The sequence below is a fragment of the Candidatus Symbiopectobacterium sp. NZEC135 genome, from assembly GCF_025962695.1.
The window spans coordinates 16,658-40,047 of the sequence record NZ_JAGFPF010000026.1; the positions used below are offsets into that span (position 1 = coordinate 16,658).

Genomic DNA, 23,390 nt, shown 5'->3' on the forward strand with positions numbered 1-23,390 from the left:
TTAGCCCTCCCGGGAATCGTTACCGGCGTCTTGCTGCCCCTGTTTTTGCTGAGCATTTTTCTGTTGACGCCCCAATTCCCTCACTGCCATCAAGCTGACGCCGCCGACCACGCCCAGAACCGCGCCGAGCAGGCCCACCGCCGTGGCAGAGACTTCTCCCCCTTCGGGACGATCTACCGTCGGTTTCTGCGCACGCGGCGTAGGATTCTCCACGTTCGCCAACTGGAAGATCCCTTTCTTAAAGCCGACACCCTCTTCGTTACAGCCATAGCAGGGGTGTCCAATCCCTACCGGCCAGATGCCGCCACCGACGTCACAGAATTCAATGATTGAGCAGTTGCCGTAGGTTTCCGGCCCTTTACATCCCAGATGGTAGAGACACCACCCTTGACGATGCCCGTCATCGCCAAATTCTTTGGCAAAGCGGCCCGCATCAAAGTGTGGACGACGTTCGCAGTGCTCATGGATCAGACGACCATAGGCAAACGTGGGGCGACCTTTGGCATCCAATGCCGGCGCACGTTGATAGGTGATGATATGCGCCACTGTTGCCAAAAAGTTGTGCGGGTTCGGCGGGCAACCGGGGATATTGATAACGGTTTTGCCCGGTAGTACTGCTTCCAGACTGACCGCACCGGTTGGGTTGCTGCCTGCTGCGGCAACCCCCCCCCAGGCAGAGCAGGAGCCGATGGCAATAATCGCCGCCGCATGTTCTGCTGCTTCACGGATATGATCGACGATGGGTTTGCCAGCTACCATGCAGTAGATGCCGCCATCCTTAATCGGAATAGAGCCATCCACCACCAGCACATATTTACCTTTGTACTGTTCAATAGCGCGGTGTTTGTTCTCTTCTGCCTGCTCACCAAAAGCGGCCGAAAGTACCTCGTGGTACTCGAGCGAAATGGTATTCAGGAGCAAGTTTTCAATCGTCGGGTGAGTCGCACGCAGCAGGGATTCGGTACAACCTGTACACTCCTGAGCGCCAATCCACAGCACCGGCGGACGTTGCGCGGAGCCAAGGGATTGCGCAATCTCTGCGGCAGCGGAATCCGCTAGCCCCATCGATGCGGCAAGTGCTGCACATAACTTCATAAAATCACGGCGATTAACGCCATGATGGGAAATCATTACATTTTCCCCAGTCATTTTTTATTATTCTCCTGTAACCAGAACGGAGCTTACCCAATGGATTTCGAAAAGCAGGTACACGACTGCCTCGCGTACTCCCGAAAACTGATGTGGATAAGTCTGGCGGAGTAAGCAAGATAGCCGACGCACCTGCAACTTCAACGGTGTGGGGTATAACACACAACATGTGTACGGGTATGGTAATGAGGAAATTCATTTAACAGACTTGATCTTCATCAAGCAGCGGAACATTAGCCTGCTTATTTCTGTTATAAGTGTGATTGTTTACGCATCATCCTTTTATTTTATTTACTCACACCGAATTTAAATGAGAAATAATCTCAATAACTAATTCTCACTATTTTTTGCAAGCTACAAAACCGCTGCTTAATCGATTAACCTTTAAAAAATGAAAATACAACTCATTGATTTAAAACAATAAAATATAATAATCATATCTTTTTATAATTTATCTTATTTCTCTGATTTAAGACGATCAACATAGAATCTTCCAATATTATCTTTAAATAATTTAGTTAAATAAAAATCTTTAGCGCAAATTTTTTGAATCACATCACAACGCGAAATATATCGCTCATGTACGGGAAAAGACAAAATGGCACCAATAGCCTACGGCTGACTGGCGAAAATAATAAATAACCGCAACTATAACTCTAAGGGAGTGGACGAAAAACGTCACTCACCTCGACAAACAGGGATAGAGGCAGTGATTGCAAGATCCTACGTATTATGAAGCGGTGAATTATGGGCTATCAACGGGGAGCGAACGAGGACGTTATACGGAACGCCCGCTGCGCACCAGTCGTTGCACACAGCGGGGTAACAGAAGCTATGGATTACTCAATACCCTGACTACGCAGGTACTCTTCATAACTGCCGGTAAAATCGACCACTTTGTTCGGCGTAATTTCCAGTACGCGCGTGGCCAGTGAACTGACGAACTCGCGGTCATGAGAGACAAACAGCAGAGTTCCCTGATAGAGCTCCAGCGCCATGTTAAGCGCTTCAATGGATTCCATATCCAGGTGGTTGGTTGGCTCGTCCATCACCAGAATATTGGGGCGCTGCATCATCAGCTTACCAAAAAGCATACGGCCTTTTTCGCCGCCAGAAAGCACTTTCACTTTCTTCTTGATATCGTCCTGACCAAACAGCAAGCGACCCAGTACGCTGCGTACTGCCTGCTCGTCATCCTTTTCCTGCTTCCACTGGCTCATCCAGTCAAACACGCTCAGATCGCCATCAAATTCATATTCGTGATCCTGGGCGTAGTAGGCAATGTTGACATTTTCAGACCATTTGACGGTGCCTTTATCCGCCGCCAACTCGCCCACCAGAGTTTTCAGCAGCGTGGTTTTACCAATCCCGTTGGTCCCCAGGATGGCGACCTTCTCACCCACTTCAATCAACAGGTTAAGACCAGAGAACAGCGGACCGTTATCAAAACCTTTCGCCAGCGCTTCCACTTCCAACGCGTTACGGAACAATTTCTTGTCCTGATCGAAGCGGATAAAAGGGTTCTGGCGGCTGGAGGCTTTCACTTCATCAAGCTGAATTTTTTCGATTTGACGTGCACGAGACGTTGCCTGACGTGATTTTGATGCGTTGGCGCTAAAGCGACTGACGAAAGATTGCAGTTCAGCAATTTGCGCTTTTTTCTTGGCATTGTCTGACAACAGGCGTTCGCGCGCCTGTGTGGCTGCCGTCATGTATTCGTCGTAGTTTCCGGGATAAACGCGCAGTTCACCATAATCCAGATCCGCCATGTGGGTGCACACCATATTCAGGAAGTGGCGGTCGTGGGAAATGATGATCATGGTGCTGTTGCGTTCATTCAGCACATTTTCCAGCCAACGAATCGTATCGATATCCAGGTTGTTGGTCGGTTCATCGAGCAGCAAAATATCAGGATTGGAAAACAACGCCTGCGCCAACAGTACGCGCAATTTCCAGCCAGGAGCGACTTCACTCATCAGACCGTAATGCTGTTCCAGCGGGATTCCAACGCCTAACAGCAGTTCCCCTGCGCGAGATTCTGCACTATAACCGTCCATTTCTCCGTATTTGACTTCCAAATCGGCGACTTTATAGCCGTCTGCTTCGCTCATTTCTGGCAACGCGTAAATGCGATCGCGCTCTTCTTTTACCGTCCAGAGTTCTGCGTGCCCCATAATCACGGTATCCAGCACGCTGAAATTCTCAAACGCAAACTGATCCTGACGCAGCTTACCCAAGCGCTCGTTGGGATCGAGAGCCACGTTGCCGCCACTCGGCACCAGATCGCCACCGAGGATCTTCATAAACGTGGATTTACCGCAACCGTTAGCACCAATCAACCCGTAGCGGTTGCCGTTGCCAAACTTGACGGAGATATTTTCAAAAAGCGGCTTGCTGCCAAACTGCATCGTAATGTTGTTACTTAATAGCAAAGGATATACTCTTATCAGAATGTGATTTTGGGCACATTATGGCACAAGAGAGCGGCAGGATCGCCTATCGTTGTGTGCGTTTTCAGGCAGTCGATAGGTGATAGCCAGAGAAGACGAACAGAAATCGCAGTAGCATACCGCAGCAAGAATAATCAGGAACGTCCCCGCAAGCACTCACAAAAGCGTAATATTACGGTCTGTAAGCAGAAAAACGCACCTCTCCAGTTCACTGTTGATCTCAACAAAAACAATTATATTGTTGATATAAAACCAATTTTTAACAAACCAGTTCCATACATCACTGAATGATGTGCTAAGTCCTTCAGAAAATTATCAGCTCAGGGTGATGTACGATCCAAGGCATTCTGACCCCCTATTACTGTAAGCACAACTGCCGTCATGAGAAATGGCTGAGAAAAACAAAATATTCGTAACACCTAGCGTGGCGACGGGGGTAATTACTATAATGTTCTAAGACCTACCTTTTGTTTTTACTGGGGAAGTACAAAATCTGCCTTAGGCAACTCAAGTTAACAAATCGTTTCTCAAGGTTATTATTTAACAGCATAAAACAGGAATTCATTAACAAAAATTAAGCAGTATAAATTTATCTTAGTGTTATCTACGACATTTCAAGAAACGATTAAATGTGGTTAACATCATGAATTATAGAAAAGAAAAATGGTTGTTCAGCGGTATTGATAGCGAAAGCATTTATGAGATGTACAACAAAAAAGTGATTGTTCCCTTAATGTTATTCTCAAGTGCACTTATCGTGATTGTCATCGGGATGGTTATTTGGATTGGAAACTGGCAAACCTCGTCTGCACAGCGAATTGAAGAGTCGTTAGCGTTGAGCGCTATCAATCAACGGTTTTCCTCTCTCATTAAGACCGTTGATGATTACGCCACATGGGATGATGCGAACAGCAAGATTTCAGACCTCGAATGGGTTAATGAAAATATAGCCATCGCTGTTTTAGGAAAGTATCAATTTACGCTAACCGCTGTTATTGATTCTCATGAAAAGGTTATTTTTTCTTCTTTTAATGGAGAAAGACACGCTGAAACGTTAGATGATTTAATGGGTGACGGATTAACGAGCCTATTAGAGAAACTTGAAAATTCAAAAACAGCCTCGGGTATACTCATTATTCAAGACCAACCTTTTCTGACCGTGGCCTCCGAGATAAGACCATTTTCTACACTTAAAAACAGTTCAAACGATCATGACAAAAAATACCTTATTTTTGCTGAACCGATGGGACAAGAACAACTTTCCAGCTTGTCAAAGATATATAACTTGCCAGCATTACGCGTTACAAATAAAAAACCTTCTCCACCTTATATCCCACTAAAAGCAATCAACGATGAGCATACCTTCTTTCTTTCCTGGGAGAGAAACCATCTAGGGAAAGACATGAGCAGCAAAGTCGTTCCCATATTACTCGTTGTTTTTATTATTTTATTTTTCATCTCCATATTGTCATTGCATAGCATCCGACGACTCTCTGAAATTATTAAAGAAAGCAAAAAAAAATCTTTTCTTGACTCATTAACAAACTTACCTAACAGATCATTGCTACTGATAACCTTAGACACACTAACATCCCGAGAAAAAGTTAGAGAATTCGCTGTTGCATACTTAGACCTGGACGGATTCAAGACAGTCAATGATAATTTTGGACACTATATTGGCGATGAAGTATTAAAAGAAACATCTCAACGTATATTATCTATTATTAACCCCGGTGATATGCTTTCTCGGCAAGGGGGAGATGAGTTTGTTATTATCTATTCTGGTGGAATTGATAAACTAAAGGAATTTTCAGAGCGATTAATCGCTGAGGTAAAAAAACCAATAAAAAGAGAGGGTTTTGTTATACAAATTGGTGTTTCAATCGGTATAGCCCTATACCCCAATCATGCTCTCACCGCGACAGAACTACTGAAAAAAGCCGACATAGCACTTTATCAATCAAAAAACTTTAATAAAGGAACAGTACAGTTTTATGATGAAAAAAACATAATGATAACGCCAACTCACACATAGCGCAGACGCGTTTTTATCATTAACCGTGGTGATGTTGTTGATGCTTAACACGGCATTGACTCAACTAACAAGTGTGATTTAACGTGCAGTGTGCCACACCGGATAAAAATGGCCATGCGCCCTCTGGCGCATGGTTCGCCTACGGCTTCGAATACAGCAGAGCCAACTTACCGTCGGGGTTATTCAGCTTGTTCAATTTTTTATGATTAACCTCGCTCAGTTGCCCCAATTGGCTCAAGGTCGGCGAAGCAGAATTGGGTAAGGTATGGGTTTGTGGTGATGCCTGAACCAGAAGCTGCGCCGCCTTTTGCAACAGCGCAAAATAGGCCTGCTGTGTTGCCGTATCCGCAGGCGTAATCGCCATCTGGCTTTTCAGCCATGCACCCAGATAAAACTCTAAAAACGGGGGGGACGGTTCTGGCCGTTCATACGCAATACCGCGTAAGAAATAGAGCACGGAGCGATAGGGATCGTCCTGCATGACGTCGATACCCACTTGAGTGGGCAATTCCTGCGGTGCAATCTTGCCTGTAGATCCCTCTAACCACACCAGATGATGCTGTTGCATGTAATCCCAGAACACTGCCATTGAGGATAAATGGCGCAAATCATCGGTAATGCGCAGCGACAGCGTGATATCGCTATCCGGCGTGCTGGCACGTAATGCGCTCACGGTGTGATGGCCATCCGTTAGGTAAACCTGACCATCCGGTGCAATCACTGCCGATTTTACCGCATCAGGCTGTGCCCCGGCCGGTTTCGCGCAGCGAAAACTCGTGGCGATGGCAAGGGTCGATGAGTCCGAAAAATCAGCCACTTTTCCCGCCCCTTCTCCCTTACAGAAATCATCAAACAGCGCGCGCGATTTTTGTCGGTAGTGGGCGAGATCGTAGGCAACTTCAGCCTTGCCTATCGCGGGTTGGGTAGGGTGAATAGCTGACGCTTTCACAGTAATCAGCGTCGCGTCGGCAAATACTGCCCCGCTCCAGGTTGCCATCAACATCACAATACCCGTGGCGATCCCGGTGGCACGCCCGTGTGATGGGCGCATGCATTGCAAATGACTTTGCTTCATAAAACCTCAAGATGGAAGACATTGACCCAACAGATCAGCACAGTAGAATCATATGCTATCGGATGGCAAGACTTTCACTGCATCCTCCCGATGCACACCACATAAAACAACAGCAGGGAGCTTCCATGTTGCACACACTACACAGGCTGCATCGCCCGCCGCATCTCACATTGGCATTACAAGAAGAGCGCGATGCCCCCGCGCTGTTTTCTCTGATACAACAAGAAAAGGCGCGTCTGCGCCACACTCTAGCCTGGCCAGACAGCGTGCAACACGTCGAGGATACCCTGACAACCATCAGAAAAAACCGCGCGGATTTTTTTGCCGGACGCTCAGCGGTCTATCTCATCCGTTGGCAGGGAGAAATGGCCGGTATGGCATCCTTTAACAGCCTGAACGCTTCTCAGGGTGAGATTGGTTATTGGATGGCTGAACGCTTTCAAGGGCAAGGCATCGCCTCGCAGGCGATCCAGTTGTTAATCGATTCATTCACCGATGCCGCCATACTGGACACCTTCATTATCAAGGCCGCCACAGTGAATACGCGCAGCAATGCGCTGGCTCAACGTTTGGGTTTTGTGTTTGTCGAGCGCTTACTCGCCGCAGAAAAAATTGGGGATAGCGTTTACGATCAAAACCGTTATCGCTTGCAGCGCACGGCGTCGCGATAAATCGACGCACAGTGGCAAATATCGTCTTTGCAAAAAATAGTGATATTCATCACAAAAAAGTTGAAACAACGTTCTCTTTGGATTACTCTTTAAAACGTGATGAACATCACACTTATTAACGAACCCAAGGAGACTGATTATGAAAATGTTCCGCGATATCAGTAAATTCTTCAAAAAAATGGGGAATGTATATGTCAGCTACTGCGAACGTATCGGCTCAATCATCAGCCCGTTCTGATAACAGCCACTTTCCTCACTAAGGCCGCTTTTTTTCACTAGGCGGCCTTTGTTTTTCTCTCCGTTCACGCCCCCATTCTGCCAAAATCCGCTTATAACTGCTTGGTTTATTTGATTGCGATCGCACTGCGATTATCTCGTTTCCCCCTACTGCATGTTCATTCCCTATCCTTAAACCTGTTCACTCTGGGTATTCACACAAGGAAGCGCAATGAGCAAGGTACAACAACAAGATATAGAGCGATTAATCACGCTGCTGGGTGGAGCCAATAATATTGTCACGCTCACTCACTGTGTTACCCGCTTGCGTTTAGTACTGCAAGACCCGGCTCTAGCCGATGCCAAAGGTATTGAAATACTACCGATGGTCAAAGGTTGCTTCATCATCGCCGGGCAGTTTCAGGTGGTGATCGGCACTGATGTGGGCGATTATTTTCAGGCAATTAGCGCGCGCACTGGCAAGAATAAAGCCAACAAAGAGAGTGTACGCCAGTCGGCACGCAATAACATGACAGTTCTGGAACGCGGAATCTCTCACTTTGCTGAAATTTTCTTCCCGCTACTGCCTGCACTCATCAGCGGCGGGCTGATTCTGGGTTTGCGTAACGTGATTGGCGATATTCCGTTTTCTGACGGACAAACCCTGATCCAACGCCACCCTATCTGGCAATCACTGTATGACTTTCTCTGGCTGTTGGGTGAGGCTATCTTCTTCTACCTTCCGGTCGCGATTTGCTGGTCGGCCGTGCGGAAAATGGGGGGGACGCCAGTATTAGGCATCATCCTTGGCATTACCCTAGTGTCACCGCAGTTGATGAATGCCTATCAGATAGGCCAGCAAGTCCCAGATGTTTGGGACTTTGGCTGGTTTGCCATCGAAAAGGTGGGCTATCAAGCACAAGTTATTCCATCGCTACTGGCTGGCATTACGCTGGCGATGATCGAGACGCGGTTAAAGCAATGGGTGCCTGACTCACTCTATCTGGTCGTCGTTCCTATCACTGCCCTGCTGGCTTCTGTTGCACTGGCGCATGCGGTGATTGGCCCGTTCGGTCGCTTGATCGGTGACGGCGTCGCCTGGGTGGTGAAGGGACTGATGACAGGTAGTTTCGCACCGATAGGTGCAGCACTGTTTGGATTTCTCTATGCGCCGTTGGTCATCACCGGCGTGCACCAAACGACGCTCGCCATTGATATGCAAATGATTCATAGCATGGGAGGGACTCCGGTATGGCCACTGATTGCCTTATCGAATATTGCCCAGGGCTCCGCCGTGATTGGCATCATTATTATTAGTCGCCGACACAACGAGCGGGAGGTTTCTGTGCCAGCGGCACTGTCTGCCATGCTGGGCGTCACTGAACCAGCTATGTACGGCATCAATCTGAAATACGGCTTCCCGATGCTATGCGCCATGACGGGTTCAGCCCTGTCAGGGTTACTGTGTGGACTTTTCGGCGTCACAGCGAACGGCATTGGCGTTGGCGGTTTACCGGGTATTTTGTCCATCAAGCCTACGTTTTGGGGCATCTATTTGGCGGCAATGGTGATTGCTATCGTGATACCAGCGCTGTTAACCATGCTGGTCTATCGCCGTAAACTGCGCAACGCGACGTTACCTTTCCAGTAAACAAAGGCTGGGCGCATTGCCCAGCGGGTAATTGCGTCCTATAACTAGCGTACAGGTAAAGCGTAAACGGATAATGTTATGACAGCACCGCTTCCTTGGTGGCGCACTAGCGTCATCTATCAAATCTATCCCAAAAGTTTTCAGGACAGCACCGGTTCTGGCACCGGAGACCTGCAAGGCATTATTTCGCGCCTTGCGTATCTGCAACAGTTAGGCGTCGATGCGCTGTGGCTTACGCCAGTGTATCCCTCACCGCAAGTGGATAATGGTTACGACGTTGCGGACTACTGCGACATCGATCCCGCTTATGGCACGATGCGTGATATGGAAACGCTGATCGCGCAAGCACACGCGCGCGGCATGCGTATCATTATGGACATGGTGTTTAACCATACGTCTACGCAGCATCCCTGGTTTGTGCAGGCCCAAACGCCTGACAGCGACTATCACGCGTTTTACTACTGGCGCCCAGGAACAGAAGCATCGCCGCCCAACAACTGGCGTTCAAAATTCGGCGGTAGCGCCTGGCAGTGGCATGACCCCAGCCAACAACATTACCTGCATCTGTTCGCGCCGCAACAGGCCGACTTGAACTGGGAGCACGCGCCGGTACGTGAGGCGTTGCAAGCGGTCTGTCACTTTTGGGCAGACAAGGGCGTGGATGGCCTGCGTCTGGATGTGATCAATCTGGTGTCAAAGCAGCAGGATTTCCCTTCGGATAGCGAAGGGGATGGCCGACGCTATTACACCGATGGGCCACGCATGGTGGAATTTCTTCACGAATTCAACCGCACCGTATTTTCACCGCGCGGACTCATGACCGTCGGTGAAATGTCTTCGACCACGTTAGAGAACTGCCTACATTATGCCCCACTGACAGGCCGAGCATTGTCAATGACGTTTAACTTCCATCATCTAAAAGTGGATTATCCGGGTGGAGAAAAGTGGACGCTGGCAGCCCCAGATTTTGTCGCGCTGAAAGCGTTGTTCAATACCTGGCAACGTGGAATGCATAATAAAGCCTGGAGCGCATTGTTCTGGTGTAACCACGATCAGCCACGCATTGTTTCTCGCTTTGGTGATGAGGGCGACTATCGCACACCATCAGCCAAAATGTTGGCGATGGTGCTGCACGGCATGCAGGGCACCCCCTATATTTATCAAGGGGAAGAGATCGGTATGACCAACCCCGGCTATGACACCCTTGAGCACTATCGCGATATAGAAAGCCTGAATATCTACGCGGAACATCTAGCCAACGGTGAAACGCCAGCGCAGGTGTTGCGTATTCTTGCCCACAAATCACGCGATAATGGACGCAGCCCGATGCAGTGGTCATCTGCGCCATCGGCAGGTTTTACGTCAGGTACGCCCTGGATATCCCCCGGAGCCGGTTACGCGGAGATCAACGTAGCGCAGGCACTTGCCGATCCACACTCGGTGTTTTACACCTACCAACGGTTGATCGCCCTGCGCAAAGCGCTTCCTCTGCTGACCTATGGCGACTATCACGATCTGGCCCCCGAGCATCCAACCGTTTGGTTCTATCGCCGACGCTGGCAGGGACAGCAGTTGCTGATGCTCGCCAACCTGAGCCGGGAAATACAGTATTACGCGCTACCAAACCAACCGTCCCCTCAGAACTGGCGTCTGCTGCTGAGCAACTATGACGATCCTCCCGTCCATCCTGCATCACTGACGTTGCGCCCTTATGAGGCGATTTATTGGCTGTCTGATACCGAACTCTGAGGATGAAGGCCACGGTTTACTCTTTCAGCACGGCGAAAAGCCTCAGCGATAAATCACCACAGTGATCCGGCACCGAGATAGCACAATGCCCGGAAGCCAGCGCATCCCGCACGCAGGAATGCTCAAGGTCGACGCTAAAGCAGAGATTTTCCCAATCCAGAGGAATGACCGCAGGGACATGGTTAACCGGCTGTAACGTTTTATCTTGACGCTCTGCGGCTTGGCGCACACTGACGGCATGCCGTGTGCCAACCTCGCACTGCGTCATGATATGCGCGCGCAGCCGGGACGAGGGCCAGGAAGAGCGCGCCAAAAGATAAATATCAGAGACAGAATCCAGATCATGCAGCGGCAACTGCCCGACCCACAGATGATCTTTTTCACGCTTCAGCGCGATCCTCACTGCTCTGGCAGGCATACAAATTTCAAGTAACGCACTGAGTAGTGAAAAGAGAGACGAAAACACCTCTGCGAGGCGAGAATGATCATAGCGGGGAATATCAGCTGCGCTCCACGCCTGCGTATAGGGCAACAGCGGTCCGGCTAATTTAACCAGTTCGCGATAGACCAATTCTGGATGCACTGCGGTTGCCAGGTTGACACCACTTAGCACGGACTCGTAGCGATTTAGCACATTCAACAGCCAAAACAGCGGGATATCAGGCTGTCCCTGCTTTTTGGGGAGATCATGACGCAGCGCAAGTAGGCGGCGACGTTTGATGCGAGAAAGCGACAACAGTTGCTTCGACTGCGCTACCAACATCGGCGAGGAGGAAAACATGAGCAGCGGGGGAATGAACGAGGAATCGATTTCCCAACGCCCTTGCGCATTGCGATTAAGTCGCGCAATGGGATAGGTTTGATAATCATGGTTTTCATCAACGCTAAAGCGTACACAAATTGCCGATCTCTCGACCACACTGTTTTCTCGGAAATCGCTATCCAGCGTTTTCGCGCTATAGGCTAATGCAGGCGGTTCCTGCACACGAGAATGGCGAGGTAATCGATCGCGCTGGCGCTCGCTGGACGGGAGCGCCAACAGCACATCCACCTGTTGCAGTTGCGGTGCCAAACGTTGTTCCAACGGTACTGCACAAGAAAGCGCTGACAAACTGGCAGAGTCAATCCATCTGCCATCGGGCAAACACAGACGCAGTTGCTTTAACGTTAATGACTGCAGCTGCATCGCCTCTTCATCAAGTTGTAACGCTTCAACACCCCATGCATTTGACAATGATTGCGGTAAGGCGTGTGTGCGGCTCAGTCTGTTCTGCTCCGAGGTAAGCAAAGAGGGCCGGGAAGAAAGCAAGGTGCCTCTGTTCCATCGAGGCCTCGGCGTCTTCATGCTTGATGGTTCTCCTCAATATCTTCATGCAGTAGGCAATGCCGGTTTATACAGCAGAGTATCTCAACCGACGTGTATGATGATAATACCTGCATCAGCCGCGAATCACGGCAGTAATGCACTTATCCGTTAGTGATATTATTTACAGGTAAGAGTAACGTTAATGACGGCAACACAGTAGCAGATATGGTAGCCGGGAAGAAACAAAATCACTCACAGAAAAAAGAAATGAGAATCTTCGCTCATCACAAAGATATTTAGCATCGATAAAAAAGTGGCGAATTTATTCCGTTGCAGACCACTATATAATAACAACAAGATAATATTTTTTGAATATAGTCAGCGAATTAAGAAAGCCCAAAAGACAGCACGGTAATAATCACATTATCACCGCACCCATTGAAAAGTCACGTTAGCGGCGCGCCAACAGCAGGCCAAGCACAATCCCTAACGATGCCCCTACCCCTACGCTGTGCCACGGCTTTTTATGCACATAGCCATCCGCACGATTCGCGACTTGTTTCGCTTTTGCATAATAACTGTCGGAAATACCTAATCTTGATTTAACCTCCAATAGGGCATTCTCCGCATTCTTCTTCAAAGTAATATAAGCTTCATCCGCACTATCACCAGAATAACGCAATATATCGTCCAATGTATCGGCCAATAATTTAGCGTCGTCTTCAATACGAATATCTTCAGCAGGTTGTTTTTTCTCAGCCATAATCTACTCCATGTTATTTCACACAACGGTAGATTAACTATAGTCAAGTTTTCAGCCTCTTAGGACCTTAATGACCACAGACCATTCTTAAAAATAGAAATAACGGTAAACAGCAGATCGACATAGCACCCTCACGCACAGAAAAAAGCCGCCACAACCGGTAACGGCTGTGGCGGCTTTATCGCGCAACGCTAGTGCATTACATCAGCGGCTGCGCCATCTGCACCAGTGAAATCAGCGGCTGTGGATACAGGCCCAGCAGCAGCACCGCAATGGCGGAAATCAACACCACCACGCCGCCTGCGGTTAGCGCCCAGTTGTTGGGCGTATCACGCTGACGTTCTTGCGGTGCGGTCAGATAGAGGCTAACCATAACACGCAGATAGTAGTAGAGGCCGATAGCACTCCCCACCACCACCGCGCCTGTCAGCCACCACAGCTTGGCATCGACGCCCACGGCCAACACGTAGAATTTGCCGAAGAAACCCAGCGTCATCGGGATACCGGCCAGAGAGAGCATCATCACCGTCATGACCGCAGACAGAATCGGTTTGTGCCAGAACAATCCGCGATAAGAGAACAGAGAATCCGCGTCCGGGCCACGGTACGGGCTGGACATCAGGCTGACAACCCCGAAGGCTCCCAGGCTGCTGAACAGGTAGCCCGCCAGATAGACGCCCACGGTTTCCAATGCCAACTGGTGGGTTTGCACGGCAATCAGTGCCACCAGCAGGTAGCCGAGGTGAGCAATGGAAGAGTAACCGAGCAGACGCTTGATGTTGCTTTGCGCCACCGCCATCAGGTTACCAAACAGGATGGAGGCAAACGCGATCACACCCAGTGCCGTTCTCACCGACTCACCATCAACCATCGGCGCATAGAGGAACAGACGCATGACTGCACCAAAAATGGCGATCTTGCTGGCGGTCGCCAGGAAGGTCGACACCGGTGCGGGGGCACCTTGATACACGTCCGGCGTCCAGAGGTGGAACGGCACCAGCGAGAGTTTGAACCCCAAACCGACAATCATCATGCCGAGGCCGGCCAACAGCAGTGGCTCATGCAGCGTACGATCCGCCATCCGCGCGCCCAGGCTGGCAAAGCTCAGACTTCCCGAATCCGCATACACCAGCGCCATCCCAAACAGCAGGAAGGAAGAGGCGGCAGCAGAAAGCAGCATGTACTTGATGCCCGCTTCCAGTGAGCGACGCTGACGAAAGGCATAACTCACCAGACCGAATAGCGGCAGAGAGATAAGTTCAATACCGATGAACAGCGACGCCAAATGGTTAGCGCTCGCCAGCAGAACACCGCCCAGTGCGGCAATCGCCACCAGCAGATAAAACTCGTCGCGGTTATCCGGATAGCCTTCCAGCCACGGGTAAGCGAACGTGCAGGTCGCCAGGCTGGCAAGCAGTACCAAAGCGGTGTAGAACATCGAGAAACCGTCTACCCGCAGCAGCGGCGTCACATCCATCGGACCGGCGTTACCCACCAGAATCAGCGAGAACAACGCAATGTTAAGACCGATCACCGTGACAGTGGCATTGAAGAAATGGTTGCGTCGCCACGCAATGCACAGCATCACAACCACGGCGGTCAAACCGACGATTAACAGCGGCAGAAGCGCGACCAGGTGTTGAAGAGTTATTGTCATGGCGAATTACGGCCTTGTCGTTGAAAGTGTTGAATCAGTCACTGATGACATAAACCAATGCTGGATATTAGCCATTGCCGCATCAGACGTATTCAGGATGGTCTGCGGGAACAACCCGAGCAGCACCAGCAATACCACCAGCAACATCACCATCGACAATTCACGGGTGGACAGCCCCGGCAGTTTTTCCTCAGATTTTGGCGTGCCATAGTAAGCGCGTTGCATCATCACCAGCGAGTAGACGGAAGCAAACACCAAACCGAAGGTCGAAATCACGGTGATCACCGGCACCACTGGGTAGCTACCGAACAAAATCATAAACTCACCGACAAAGTTGCCGGTACCCGGCATCCCCAGCGTCGCCACCGCAAAGAACAGCGACAGCGCGGGCAAGAAACGAATGCGTGCCCACAGGCCGCCCATCTGACGCAAATCGCGCGTATGCAGACGCTCGTAAAGCTGGCCGCACAGAATAAACAGACCGGCCGCAGAAAGCCCGTGCGCAATCATCTGAATGACCGCCCCCTGATACGCCAGGTGGCTACCGGAGTAAATGGCGATCATCACAAAGCCCATGTGAGACACCGACGTGTAGGCAATCAGGCGTTTGATATCGGTCTGCATAAACGCCATCCAGGCGCCGTAGAAGATACCGATAACGCCCAGCCACATCGCGATAGGCGCAAATTCATGGGACGCATTGGGGAACAGCGGCAGGCTGAAACGCAGCAGACCGTAGGCCGCTGTTTTCAGCAAGATACCCGCTAGGTCGACAGAACCCGCCGTCGGCGCCTGACTGTGCGCATCCGGCAACCAGCCGTGCAGCGGTACCACGGGCATCTTCACCGCAAAGGCGATAAAGAAGCCCAGCATCAGCATGTATTCCACGCCGCGCGACATTGGGGTGTGCAGCAGTTCGGTGTAGCTAAAGGTCCACACACCGGTAGCATCGTGATGCACAAACACCAGCGCCAGAATGGCAATCAGCATGATCAGACCGCTGGCCTGGGTGTAGATAAAGAACTTGGTGGCCGCGGTAATACGCGTTTTCCCATCGGAACCTTTGTGCCCCCACAGTGCGATGAGGAAATACATCGGCACCAGCATCATCTCCCAGAAGAAGAAAAACAGGAACATGTCAATCGCCAGGAACACGCCGATCACGCCGCCCAGGATCCACAGCAGGTTCAGGTGGAAGAAGCCTTGATAGCGCTGGATTTCATTCCACGAACACAGGATTGCCAACACCCCAAGCAGGCCGGTCAGCACCACCATCAACAGCGACAACCCATCCAACGCCAGGTGAATACCGATACCGAAGCGCGGGATCCACGACACGTTGTATTCAGACTGCCAGAGCGGCACATCAGCCTGCGCCGTTAAAGAGTATCCACCCTGCAACCAAAGCAGCAGTGATAGCACCAGCGTTAATCCCATCGATATCAGTGCGATCCAGCGTGGCGCGCGGGTGCCGAAGCGCTCGAGCTGCCAGCACAGCAGGCCGCCGATAAAGGGGAGAAGTATTAGCCAAGGTAGTAGCATGGCGTTTTGCGTCCCTAATTTTAAGAAATCTGAAAACTTGCTGTGACGGAAGCCATTATTCCTGGTCTTCCGCCCTGCGCATTATTACTGCGTATCTCTCATCGCGTTTACCCTGAGGCACATCGCCATCAGCTAAACTGTAACAATGCCAGCACCACAACCGCCCCTACGCCCATTGACGCAACATACCAGCGCAGTTGACCATTCTGACTGACGGCCAACCCTTTGTTACCCCAACGCACCACCACGGCAGGCAAGCCCATCATCGCGTTCAACGGATCGCGCTGTAGCAGTTTGGCAACCGCCAGATACGGTTGTACGAAGACTTTGTCATACAGCCAGTCAAATCCCCAGGCGTGGAACCACCAGGTGGAGAAGAAGCGACCCGGAGCACTCTGCGCTACGCTAGTCACGAACTGACGTTTACCCAGCCACAGCACGGCAGCCAGCAGAATACCGGCAATCGCCACCACGCCAGACGCGATTTCAAGCGTCAAGGTACGGTCATGACCGAGTTCCGTGGTTTGCGGCAGCACGCCGTGCAACGGCGGCACAATCAGCGCCCCCACGAACGTGGAGAGCACCATCAGCACCAGCAACGGAATATGGTGGGACAGCCCTTTACCGGCGTGCGCTTTGGTTTTCGCTTCGCCGTGGAACACGATGAAAATCATGCGGAAGGTGTACAGCGACGTCATAAACGCTCCTGCCAGCCCCGCCATCATCAGATCCATATGGCCGTTAGCCCAGGCACCTGCCAAAATTTCATCTTTACTGAAGAAGCCTGCGGTGACCAACGGCAGTGCCGCCAGCGCCGAGCCGCCAATCAGGAAACTGACGTACACCAGCGGAATGGTTTTACGCAGCCCGCCCATCTTGAAGATGTTCTGTTCGTGATGGCAGGCAAGAATCACCGAGCCGGAGGCCAGGAACAGCAATGCTTTAAAGAAAGCATGCGTCATCAGGTGGAAAATCGCCGCGTCCCACGCCTGCACGCCCAATGCCAGGAACATGTAACCAATCTGGCTCATGGTGGAATAGGCCAACACGCGTTTGATGTCGCTCTGTACCAGTGCGGCAAATCCTGCCAGCACCAGCGTCACGGCCCCAACGATGCCCACCAGATGCAGTACATCCGGTGCCATCAGGAACAGGCCGTTTGTCCGAGCAATCAGATACACACCGGCCGTCACCATGGTTGCGGCGTGAATCAGTGCAGAGACGGGCGTCGGGCCGGCCATCGCATCCGCCAGCCAGGTTTGCAGCGGCAACTGAGCCGATTTACCCACCGCACCGCCCAGCAGCATCAGCGTTGCCCAAGTGATCGCCGGAGACCCTTCTGCCAGTTTCTGCGGTGCCAACACCATCAGTTCGCGGAAATTGAGCGTGCCCAACTCTTTGAACAGGATGAACAACGCAAAGGCCAGGAAAACGTCACCGACACGCGTCACGACGAAGGCTTTCATCGCCGCCGCACCGTTCTTCGGATTGGTGTAGTAGAAACCGATCAGCAGATAACTGCACAGCCCTACCCCTTCCCAGCCGAGATACATCAGCAGCAGGTTATCCGCCAACACCAGAATCACCATGCTGGCAATAAACAGGTTGGTGTAAGCGAAGAAGCGGGAGTAGCCCTCTTCACCACGCATATACCAAGAGGCAAACAGGTGAATAAAGAAGCCAACGCCCGTCACCACCGACAGCATGGTAAGAGACAGGCCATCCAGTGCCAGACGAAAGGCAATGTCAAAGTTACCTACCGCCATCCAGGTCCACAGATGTTGCGTGAAAAACGTGACGCCGCCCTCATGGTGCTGCGCAAAGAAATCCATCGCAACCCAACAAGTGGTCAATGCGGCCAACCCGATAGACCCCACGCCCACGGTCGCGGCGGTATTTTCCGACCAGCGACCGCGTGAAAATGCCAACAGCAAAAAGCCGAGCAGCGGGAATAATATTGTTAAGTAGAGTAAGTTCATCCGCGCATCTCACTGACAGTATCGATATTCAGGGTATGACGACGGCGATACATCTGGAGCAACAGCGCCAGACCGATGCTGGCTTCCGCTGCCGCCAGCGTGATCGCCAGAACATACATCACCTGCCCATCCGCGTGCCCCCAATAGCTGCCGGCAACCACAAACGCCAGCGCGGCGGCATTGATCATCACTTCCAGACTAATCAGCATAAACAAAAGGTTACGCCGAATAATCAGGCCCGTCAGGCCGATAAAGAATAAAATGGCAGCCAAAGCTAACCCATGTTGTAACGGGATCATGCACGCTCCTCCGCCAGTTTCTTCTCGGTCTCTTCTTTAGCCAGGCTATCGACCATCTTGTCCTCACGGCCCACGTGGAACGCAACCACCAGCCCGGCCAACAACAGCATAGAGGCCAATTCCACCGCCAACACATAAGGTCCAAACAGCGTGATACCAACGGCTTTGGCATCAATCATGTTCCCTGCAATTTCCGCGCTGCTGATACTGAAAATGGCGCGAACCACGACGAGCAGCAGAACCAGAGCCAGCACCGCCGGACCAATCCATACGCTCGGTTTCAACCAGGCGCTTTCTTGCTGGTCTACGCTATTCAAGTTCAGCATCATCACCACAAACACGAACAGCACCATGATGGCACCGGCATAAACGATGATTTCCACCGCACCGGCAAAATAAGCCCCCAGCGAGAAAAACACGCCGGAGATAGCCAGCAGCGAGACGATTAAATACAACAATGCATGTACGGGGTTAGTGTGAGTAATCACACGTAGGGTCGCCAGAATGGCGATTAACCCCGATGCATAAAACGCGAATTCCATGCTCGGCTCCTTAAGGCAACAGGCCTTTGACATCAATGGGTTTGGCTTCGTTTTCGGCGTCGCCCTTCTCTTTCCCATCGATAGCCATGCCCGCCATCCGGTAGAAATTGTATTCCGGGTATTTACCGGGCCCAGAGATCAACAGATCTTGTTTTTCGTACACCAGATCCTGGCGCTTGTACTCGCCCATTTCAAAATCCGGCGTCAGCTGAATCGCGGTGGTCGGGCACGCTTCTTCGCAGAACCCGCAGAAAATGCAGCGCGAGAAGTTAATGCGGAAAAACTCGGGATACCAACGGCCATCCTTCATTTCCGCTTTCTGCAACGAGATACAGCCGACCGGACAGGCCACGGCGCACAGGTTACACGCCACACAGCGCTCCTCACCATCCGGATCGCGCGTCAGCACAATACGGCCACGGTAACGCGGTGGTGGGTTAACCGGCTCTTCCGGATACATTTTGGTTTCACGCTTTTTGAAAGCGTTGGACCCGACCATACAGATACTGCGTACCTGGGTACCGAAACCAACCACAATGTCTTTTATCTTCATGGTTCAGTTCCCTTTAGTGTGCGTTGTACAAAATCACGGCCGCCGTCGCCAGCAGATTGAGCAGCGTTAACGGCAAACAGACGGTCCACCCGAAGGTCATCACCTGGTCATAGCGCGGACGCGGCAACGAGGCACGGATCAGGATGAACATCATCATGAAGAAGCCGGTTTTCAGCGCAAACCAAACAAAAGGCGGTAAGAACGGCCCGTGCCAGCCACCGAAGAACAGCGTTACCATCAGCGCCGATACGGTCACGATACCGATATATTCCCCCACGAAGAACAGGCCAAATTTCATACCGGAATATTCGATGTGGTAACCATCTGCCAGTTCCTGCTCCGCTTCCGGTTGGTCGAACGGATGGCGGTGACACACAGCCACACCGGCGATAGCAAAGGTCACGAAACCGAAAAACTGCGGGATAACGTTCCACAAGTGCGCTTGGGATTCAACGATATCGCGCATGTTGAACGAGCCCGCCTGTGCCACTACGCCCATCAGCGACAGACCGAGGAACACTTCGTAGCTCAGCGTTTGCGCTGATGCACGCACCGCCCCCAACAGAGAGTATTTGTTACCGCTCGCCCAGCCGGCGAACAGCACGGCGTACACTGCCAGCCCCGCCATCATCAGGAAGAACAGTAAGCCGATGTTTAAATCGGCAACGCCCCAGGTCGGCGTGACCGGCACAATGGCGAACGAGAGCAGCAGCGAGGTAAAGGCAATCACCGGTGCCAACGTGAAAATCACGCGGTCGGTAAAGCGCGGCACCCAGTCCTCTTTGAAGAACATCTTGATCATGTCCGCGACCAGCTGCAACGACCCGCCCCAGCCCACGCGGTTTGGCCCGTAACGCCCCTGGAACAGCCCCAGAAGACGACGTTCGCCCATACTCATGAATGCGCCGCAGGTGACTACCACCAGCAGGATCACCACGGCTTTGCCGACGGCGATCAAGGTATCCATAACCTCCGGTGTTAACCAGCTCATTGTGCAGCCTCCCGCAGACTTTCAATGGTTGCCCCTGCCAGCGACGGCGCAATACCCGGGAACCCTAACGGCAATCCGACCTGTCCCTGACGCAGCGCATCGCTCAGGCGCAGCGGCAGACGCAGGGTCTGCCCCTGACAGCGTAGCTCAAGCAGCGCGCCTGCGTTAACGCCCAGCAGCGCCGCATCGGCAAGACTGACCATGACATAAGCATCATCCATACGTTGTTGGATAACCGTAGAGCGCTGCGTCATCTCTTCACTGCCGAACAGATGGTAGTAAGGTGCAACGCGCCACTGCCCCGGCTGTGCGTTAAACGCTGCCGGAATGGCGTCGAAATAACCCAGTTCGCCTTCGCCCGCTTCAATCAATCGCACACCCGGATCGCCGTGGCGCAGGTGACCGCCCACTTCATCCTGGAATTTGTTCCACGCCTGCGGGGAGTTCCAACCGGGAGACCAGGCAAACGGAATCTGCTGGCGCGCGGCTGTCGGGCTGTTGTTCCCTTCCATCGAGAAGGCGAACATCGTGTCTTTGTCTTGTGGCTGACGCGGTTCATGCACGCTGATATTGGCACGCATCGAGGTGCGGCCACTGGAGCGGTTAGGTGAACGCGCCAGTTTCTGCCCGTTGATGCGGAAGTTGGCATCCGGCGCGGCGTCTTTGACGCCTGCCAGCTGCGGCAACGCCGCCACACAGGCATCAATCACGTGATCCAGTTGCGTCCAATCGACCTTACGGCTTTGGTAAGTGGTCGCCAGCGAATGCAACCAGCGCCAGCTTTCCAGCATCACCACGCTGTTATCGTAATAGGCCGGATCGTACACCTGGAAGAAACGCTGCGCGCGGCCTTCCTGATTGATCAGCGTACCGTCGCTTTCAGCAAAGCTGGCGGCAGAGAGGATCAATGACGCTTTATCCATGATCGCAGTGCGCTGATGATCCAACACGATCAGATTGGTGGCTTTAGCCAGCGCCGCATCCACACGCGCCTGCGGGGCGTGACGATAGAGATCGTTTTCCAGCACCACCACGCTATCGGCAGCACCGCTCTCCAACTGTGCCAGCGCATCGTCCAACGAACCGCCGCCAATCATTGACAGGCCAATACTGTTTGCCGCGGAAGCAACAAAGGTCACGCCGACATCAGCACCGCGTTGTTTAAGCGCTTTCGCCACGTTGGCAGCCGCTTCAATAATCGCTTCGCTACCAGAATGGGTACCAGAGATAATCAGCGGTTTTTTCGCGCCTGCCAGAGCCTGCACGATGACGTCAACTTTCGGTGCCAGTGAGGCATCCAAATCAGTGACTGCCGGAGCATTTTCATCTAACGCATGAGCGATAGCGAAGCCAAGGCGCGCCTGATCCTCTACCGGTGCGCGGTAGTTCCAGGCAGCGATATCATCCAGACGAGTTTTGTCCACCGATGTCATAAACAGCGGGTGCTTGGCATGTTGGCCGATGTTGAGAATGGCCGCAATCTGCCAGTCTGCCACTTTTTGCGCAGCCGCCATTTCACGCGCTTTCCCCTTCACCGCCTGACGAACTGCCAGCGCGATACGCGCCCCGGTTTGGGTCAAATCTTCACCCAACACCAATACGGCGTCATAGCTTTCGATATCACGCAGCATCGGGGTGCGTACACCGCTGTCGCGCAACACGTTGAGGATCAGTTGCAAACGCGCCTGCTCACCGTGGGCAATACCGGTGTAGAAGCTTTCCGCACCCACCAGTTCACGCAGCGCAAAGTTGCTTTCTACGCTGGCGCGCGGGGAACCAATACCAATGACGCGTTTTGACTGGCGCAGCACATCCGCCGCCCCTTGCAGTGCCTGATCGGCGTTCAGGGCAATCCAGTCATCGCCACGACGTTGCAATGGCTGACGCGGACGATCTTTCGCGTTGACGTAGCCATAACCAAAACGGCCACGGTCACACAGGAAATAGTGGTTCACACTGCCGTTGTAGCGGTTTTCGATACGACGCAGTTCACCGTAACGTTCGCCTGGGCTGGTGTTACACCCAACGCTGCACTGCTGGCAAACGCTGGGCGCAAACTGCATATCCCATTTACGGTTGTAGCGCGCAGAGTGCGTTTTATCGGTGAACACCCCGGTCGGACACACTTCGACCAGGTTGCCGGAAAATTCGCTTTCCAGCACGCCATCTTCAGGGCGGCCAAAGTAGACGTTATCATGGGCACCATACACGCCCAGATCGGTACCACCGGCGTAGTCTTTGTAGTAACGCACACAGCGATAGCAGGCGATGCAGCGGTTCATCTCATGCGAGATAAACGGCCCCAGGTCCTGATTACGGTGAGTACGTTTGGTAAAGCGATAGCGGCGGAAGTTGTGTCCCGTCATCACCGTCATATCCTGCAAATGACAGTTGCCACCCTCTTCGCAGACCGGGCAGTCGTGCGGGTGGTTAGTCATCAGGAATTCGACGATGGTTTTACGGAACAGTTTGGCTTCCTCATCGTCGATGGCGATAAACGCGCCATCGGTTGCGGGGGTCATACAGGACATGACCAGACGGCCACGCGTGTCCTCCGCATTCTGGTACTGCTTCACCGCGCACAGGCGGCAGGAACCGACGCTACCCAGCGCGGGATGCCAGCAAAAGTAAGGAATATCAAGCCCCAGCGTCAGACAAGCCTCTAGCAGGTTGTCCGAGCCGTTCACCTCATACTCTTTGCCGTCTACATGAATCGTAGCCATAGTCAGCATGCTTCCATAATGGCCCGTGTTGCCACAGGC

At 52.1% G+C, this 23,390-nt stretch carries 17 protein-coding genes; 4 read left to right on the top strand and 13 right to left on the bottom strand.

What is annotated here, in order from left to right; all coding sequences use genetic code 11:
- The gene (gene hybO / locus J5224_RS13900; protein WP_264625932.1) at positions 1 to 1,149 is read right to left on the bottom strand and encodes a hydrogenase 2 small subunit; all 1,149 of its coding nucleotides are present in this window, start codon (positions 1,147 to 1,149) and stop codon (positions 1 to 3) included.
- Positions 1,150 to 1,988: 839 nt separating this feature from the next.
- Positions 1,989 to 3,581, bottom strand: a complete 1,593-nt coding sequence (locus J5224_RS13905) for an ABC-F family ATPase (protein WP_264625933.1) — start codon at positions 3,579 to 3,581, stop codon at positions 1,989 to 1,991.
- Between the two features lie 661 nt (positions 3,582 to 4,242).
- On the opposite strand from J5224_RS13905, the gene J5224_RS13910 reads away from it, so the two are divergent.
- Positions 4,243 to 5,634 (top strand): diguanylate cyclase domain-containing protein, encoded by a 1,392-nt coding sequence (locus tag J5224_RS13910; protein WP_264625934.1) that lies wholly within the window; start codon positions 4,243 to 4,245, stop codon positions 5,632 to 5,634.
- 139 nt (positions 5,635 to 5,773) lie between these two features.
- On the opposite strand, the gene J5224_RS13915 is transcribed toward J5224_RS13910, so the two are convergent.
- Complete coding sequence (locus tag J5224_RS13915; protein WP_264625935.1) at positions 5,774 to 6,709, bottom strand: ParB/Srx family N-terminal domain-containing protein; 936 nt, start codon at positions 6,707 to 6,709, stop codon at positions 5,774 to 5,776.
- A 125-nt stretch (positions 6,710 to 6,834) separates the two neighbouring features.
- Between J5224_RS13915 and J5224_RS13920 the strand changes: the two genes are divergently transcribed.
- The 3 genes from J5224_RS13920 to treC all read left to right on the top strand — a co-directional run bounded on the left by J5224_RS13920 (position 6,835) and on the right by treC (position 10,996).
- Positions 6,835 to 7,380 carry a GNAT family N-acetyltransferase gene (locus tag J5224_RS13920; RefSeq protein ID WP_264625936.1) on the top strand — a complete coding sequence of 182 codons (546 nt, stop codon included), beginning with the start codon at positions 6,835 to 6,837 and terminating at the stop codon, positions 7,378 to 7,380.
- A 448-nt stretch (positions 7,381 to 7,828) separates the two neighbouring features.
- Positions 7,829 to 9,247, top strand: coding sequence for a PTS trehalose transporter subunit IIBC (treB, locus tag J5224_RS13925; protein WP_264625937.1), 1,419 nt, complete (start codon positions 7,829 to 7,831; stop codon positions 9,245 to 9,247).
- 78 nt (positions 9,248 to 9,325) lie between these two features.
- Entirely contained in the window at positions 9,326 to 10,996 is a 1,671-nt protein-coding gene (treC, locus tag J5224_RS13930) for an alpha,alpha-phosphotrehalase (protein ID WP_264625938.1), read from the top strand.
- Between the two features lie 16 nt (positions 10,997 to 11,012).
- Here treC and tssK read toward each other — a convergent pair whose 3' ends face one another.
- The 10 genes from tssK to nuoG form a co-directional block, all read right to left on the bottom strand.
- Positions 11,013 to 12,341 carry a type VI secretion system baseplate subunit TssK gene (tssK, locus tag J5224_RS13935; RefSeq protein WP_264625939.1) on the bottom strand — a complete coding sequence of 443 codons (1,329 nt, stop codon included), beginning with the start codon at positions 12,339 to 12,341 and terminating at the stop codon, positions 11,013 to 11,015.
- A 412-nt stretch (positions 12,342 to 12,753) separates the two neighbouring features.
- A complete protein-coding gene (gene elaB / locus J5224_RS13940) occupies positions 12,754 to 13,065 on the bottom strand; it encodes a stress response protein ElaB (protein WP_264625940.1) in 312 nt (103 codons plus the stop codon).
- 199 nt (positions 13,066 to 13,264) lie between these two features.
- Positions 13,265 to 14,722, bottom strand: a complete 1,458-nt coding sequence (gene nuoN / locus J5224_RS13945; protein WP_264625941.1) for an NADH-quinone oxidoreductase subunit NuoN — start codon at positions 14,720 to 14,722, stop codon at positions 13,265 to 13,267.
- 6 nt (positions 14,723 to 14,728) lie between these two features.
- Entirely contained in the window at positions 14,729 to 16,264 is a 1,536-nt protein-coding gene (nuoM, locus tag J5224_RS13950; RefSeq protein ID WP_264625942.1) for an NADH-quinone oxidoreductase subunit M, read from the bottom strand.
- A gap of 128 nt (positions 16,265 to 16,392) precedes the next feature.
- A complete protein-coding gene (gene nuoL, locus J5224_RS13955; protein ID WP_264625943.1) occupies positions 16,393 to 18,243 on the bottom strand; it encodes an NADH-quinone oxidoreductase subunit L in 1,851 nt (616 codons plus the stop codon).
- Positions 18,240 to 18,542 carry an NADH-quinone oxidoreductase subunit NuoK gene (gene nuoK, locus J5224_RS13960; RefSeq protein ID WP_264625944.1) on the bottom strand — a complete coding sequence of 101 codons (303 nt, stop codon included), beginning with the start codon at positions 18,540 to 18,542 and terminating at the stop codon, positions 18,240 to 18,242. The genes nuoL and nuoK overlap by 4 nt, the downstream gene beginning before the upstream one ends.
- The gene (gene nuoJ, locus J5224_RS13965; protein ID WP_264625945.1) at positions 18,539 to 19,084 is read right to left on the bottom strand and encodes an NADH-quinone oxidoreductase subunit J; all 546 of its coding nucleotides are present in this window, start codon (positions 19,082 to 19,084) and stop codon (positions 18,539 to 18,541) included. The genes nuoK and nuoJ overlap by 4 nt, the downstream gene beginning before the upstream one ends.
- A 10-nt stretch (positions 19,085 to 19,094) precedes the next feature.
- The gene (gene nuoI, locus J5224_RS13970; protein WP_222157554.1) at positions 19,095 to 19,637 is read right to left on the bottom strand and encodes an NADH-quinone oxidoreductase subunit NuoI; all 543 of its coding nucleotides are present in this window, start codon (positions 19,635 to 19,637) and stop codon (positions 19,095 to 19,097) included.
- A 13-nt stretch (positions 19,638 to 19,650) separates the two neighbouring features.
- Entirely contained in the window at positions 19,651 to 20,628 is a 978-nt protein-coding gene (gene nuoH, locus J5224_RS13975; protein ID WP_264625946.1) for an NADH-quinone oxidoreductase subunit NuoH, read from the bottom strand.
- Positions 20,625 to 23,360, bottom strand: coding sequence for an NADH-quinone oxidoreductase subunit NuoG (nuoG, locus tag J5224_RS13980; protein WP_264625947.1), 2,736 nt, complete (start codon positions 23,358 to 23,360; stop codon positions 20,625 to 20,627). The genes nuoH and nuoG overlap by 4 nt, the downstream gene beginning before the upstream one ends.
- Positions 23,361 to 23,390: the final 30 nt, after the last annotated feature.

Excerpts from the sequence above, each read along its gene's own strand:
- hybO (WP_264625932.1), bottom strand. The coding sequence starts at position 1,149 with ATGACTGGGGAAAATGTAATGATTTCCCATCATGGCGTTAATCGCCGT.
- J5224_RS13910 (WP_264625934.1), top strand. The coding sequence starts at position 4,243 with ATGAATTATAGAAAAGAAAAATGGTTGTTCAGCGGTATTGATAGCGAA.
- J5224_RS13915 (WP_264625935.1), bottom strand. The coding sequence starts at position 6,709 with ATGAAGCAAAGTCATTTGCAATGCATGCGCCCATCACACGGGCGTGCC.
- J5224_RS13920 (WP_264625936.1), top strand. The coding sequence starts at position 6,835 with ATGTTGCACACACTACACAGGCTGCATCGCCCGCCGCATCTCACATTG.
- treB (WP_264625937.1), top strand. The coding sequence starts at position 7,829 with ATGAGCAAGGTACAACAACAAGATATAGAGCGATTAATCACGCTGCTG.
- treC (WP_264625938.1), top strand. The coding sequence starts at position 9,326 with ATGACAGCACCGCTTCCTTGGTGGCGCACTAGCGTCATCTATCAAATC.
- tssK (WP_264625939.1), bottom strand. The coding sequence starts at position 12,341 with ATGAAGACGCCGAGGCCTCGATGGAACAGAGGCACCTTGCTTTCTTCC.
- elaB (WP_264625940.1), bottom strand. The coding sequence starts at position 13,065 with ATGGCTGAGAAAAAACAACCTGCTGAAGATATTCGTATTGAAGACGAC.
- nuoN (WP_264625941.1), bottom strand. The coding sequence starts at position 14,722 with ATGACAATAACTCTTCAACACCTGGTCGCGCTTCTGCCGCTGTTAATC.
- nuoM (WP_264625942.1), bottom strand. The coding sequence starts at position 16,264 with ATGCTACTACCTTGGCTAATACTTCTCCCCTTTATCGGCGGCCTGCTG.
- nuoL (WP_264625943.1), bottom strand. The coding sequence starts at position 18,243 with ATGAACTTACTCTACTTAACAATATTATTCCCGCTGCTCGGCTTTTTG.
- nuoK (WP_264625944.1), bottom strand. The coding sequence starts at position 18,542 with ATGATCCCGTTACAACATGGGTTAGCTTTGGCTGCCATTTTATTCTTT.
- nuoJ (WP_264625945.1), bottom strand. The coding sequence starts at position 19,084 with ATGGAATTCGCGTTTTATGCATCGGGGTTAATCGCCATTCTGGCGACC.
- nuoI (WP_222157554.1), bottom strand. The coding sequence starts at position 19,637 with ATGAAGATAAAAGACATTGTGGTTGGTTTCGGTACCCAGGTACGCAGT.
- nuoH (WP_264625946.1), bottom strand. The coding sequence starts at position 20,628 with ATGAGCTGGTTAACACCGGAGGTTATGGATACCTTGATCGCCGTCGGC.
- nuoG (WP_264625947.1), bottom strand. The coding sequence starts at position 23,360 with ATGCTGACTATGGCTACGATTCATGTAGACGGCAAAGAGTATGAGGTG.